Source organism: Microcystis sp. LEGE 08355, assembly GCF_015207185.1.
In the GTDB taxonomy this organism is placed as follows: Bacteria; Cyanobacteriota; Cyanobacteriia; order Cyanobacteriales; family Microcystaceae; genus Microcystis; species Microcystis panniformis.
The window spans coordinates 1-2709 of sequence record NZ_JADEXI010000607.1; the positions used below are offsets into that span (position 1 = coordinate 1).

Here is a 2709-nt window from a genome sequence, read left to right on the forward strand (position 1 = left end):
AGAGTAAACCGATACCTAGGAGAACAAAAGGCACATTATGGGGTGCATAGGTTTGGACACCAAAACTACGCCGCGGACCGATCATCCAGGCGGCCACCAGTGCGGAAATCCCGGAACTAATGTGAACAACGGTTCCACCAGCGAAATCCAGCGCCCCAGTGGCTGCCAACCAACCCTTACCCCAAACCCAGTGAGCTAGGGGAGAATAGATAAAGGTGGACCAAAGCAGTAAAAACCAAAAATAGGCTTTAAAGTTGACCCGTTCCACGATCGCACCCGAAATTAAAGCCGGGGTGATGATCGCAAACATCATCTGATAGACCATAAACACTTGATGGGGAACGGTGGGTGCATAACCGATATCGTCAGGTGCGGCGGCGGTGACACCGTTGAGAAAAATCCAATCTAGTCCCCCGATAAAAGCTTCAATTCCCTCGCCAAAACCACTTTTACCCAGGGTGACATCGAAAGCGAGACTATAACCCCAAAGCACCCAAGTTACACCGATGACGCCCATGGCCACCAAACTCATCATCATGGTGTTGAGGACGTTACGGGAACGTACTAAACCCCCATAAAAAAAAGCCAGTCCGGGGGTCATTAATAAAACTAAAGCTGAGGAGATCAGCATCCAAGCTGTATCTCCAGCACTAATCGGATTGGGGGGAGCGGCGGCGACGGTTTCCGCAAAAACCGGGGCAACTCCGAAATTGAATCCCAGTCCCAGCAAAAGCATGGTTATTCCTACGATCTTTTTCATTGTCGGTTGGTGGTTAGTAGCAAGATTAATTTTTTCTGTCCGTAAAGAGACAAAAACCGAAAGAGAAAAGGTTTAGAAGGCAATTATAGCCACCGATCGCATCGGGGCGAGGCCTTCTTCCTTTTCTCTTTAACTTTGTCGGGGATAAGTTAATCTATCTTTACAAGGTTTAACCTAACGAGTGCTAGGCGTTTCCATGTCAACAGTAGAAGCATAATAGCCACCGGCAACGATATCGGACTCCTTGACGAAACCGCTATAGGCTTCCATCCCGTGTTCACCCACATCCAGACCTTCCAATTCTTCTTCGGGAGTAACACGAATACCGAGGGTAGCCTTGAGGATTGTCCAAACAATACCACTAACAATCACGGTAAATACCCCTACTGCCACAATTCCGATAATTTGGTTAATAAACAGTTGCAATTGACCGGTGATTAAACCCGCATCTTTGTTGAAGATACCCACGGCTAAAGTTCCCAACACACCACAGACGAGGTGAACAGAAGTGGCACCCACGGGATCATCAATTTTCAGGTTATCGAAGAAAGCCACCGAGTAAACCACGACTACACCGGCAATTAAACCGATGATTGCCGCCGACCAATAGGAAACACCATCACAACCGGCAGTAACGGCTACTAAACCGGCGAGAATACCGTTAATAATCATCGAAAGGTCGGGTTTACCATCTTTCGCCCAAGCGGTAAAGGTAGCGGCAATGCCGCCCGCAGCCCCGGCGAGGTTAGTGGTGACAGCGATATAGGGTACAGTTTCATTAACCGCTAAAGCAGAACCAGGGTTAAAACCGAACCAGCCAATCCAGAGAATTAAACAACCCAAGGTCGCGATACTCATGTTATGGCCGGGTAAGGCACTGGTGCGACCGTTGATGTATTTACCCATTCTCGGGCCGAGAATTGCCGCCCCGGTTAGAGCAGACCAACCACCGACCGAGTGAACCACCGTCGAACCGGCGAAGTCTTTAAAACCAAGGTCAGCTAACCAACCGCCACCCCAAACCCAGTGACCAGTGATCGGGTACATGATACCGACGATAATTAAGCTAAAAACCAGGAAATCGACGAATTTAATCCGTTCTGCCACCGCCCCAGATACAATGGTTGCCGCCGTTCCCGCGAAAGCGACTTGGAACAGGAAGAACACTGAGGTGGGCAAATATTCCGGCATGGCGTAGGTGGCGGGATCGCTACTGCTGAGGAACCATCCTCCTGTACCGAAAAATTCGTTACTGACAGACCCAAACATCAGGGAGAAACCGATCGCCCAAAATGATATGGTGGAGAGGGCGAAAACGATCAGGTTTTTGGCGAGAACGTTAACGGCGTTTTTCTGGCGACAGAATCCCGTTTCTAGCATCGCAAAACCCGCGTTCATAAAGATCACGAGGATAGCGGCAATTAAAACCCAGATTGTATTGAGGGCGTTTTGGACATCTTCGGGGGTTAGGGGTTTCGCATCTTGGGCCTGTACGGCTGTGTTCCAAACCACGAAAATAATCGCGGACAAAGGAACACAGGCTAACCAGACAGGGTTAATTTTCGGTAACAAACCGACAAGTTCCCCAGATTTTCGAGCAATTCGTTTCATCGTTAATTCGTTTACTTTTTTGAGTTAGTAGGTCGATTCATTACTGTTGAAAATAATTACCGAGCAATTATGTCCGTTCAACCGCTAAATCCTAGGAACAGGGGTCAATCATTTCAGAAGACCAAACACCTAGGGATTTATCTTGGGGTGTGAGTAGTCAATGTTTTTTGATCTTTGTTTTTTTTTATTTGAGATTTCTGTATCCTCTGATACGTTTCACTTTAAAATAGCAATAGCAAAGAAGTGATCAGTTATCAGTTATCAGTTATCAGTTAGAAAGGGGATATAGGGATTTAGGGGTTTAGGAATTTAGGGGTTTAGGGGTTTAGGGAAATTTC

The 2709-nt window shown here is 47.4% G+C and carries 1 protein-coding gene and 1 pseudogene; both read right to left on the reverse strand.

Annotated elements, in window-relative coordinates:
- Positions 1-760: pseudogene (locus IQ242_RS21835) on the reverse strand (ammonium transporter); the annotation flags it as partial.
- Between the two features lie 174 nt (positions 761-934).
- Positions 935-2371, reverse strand: coding sequence for an ammonium transporter (locus IQ242_RS21840; protein ID WP_193961386.1), 1437 nt, complete (start codon positions 2369-2371; stop codon positions 935-937).
- Positions 2372-2709 lie beyond the last annotated feature (338 nt).

Bases quoted from the DNA above. Each gene is read 5' to 3' on its own strand.
- IQ242_RS21840 (WP_193961386.1), bottom strand. From the start codon at position 2,371: ATGAAACGAATTGCTCGAAAATCTGGGGAACTTGTCGGTTTGTTACCG.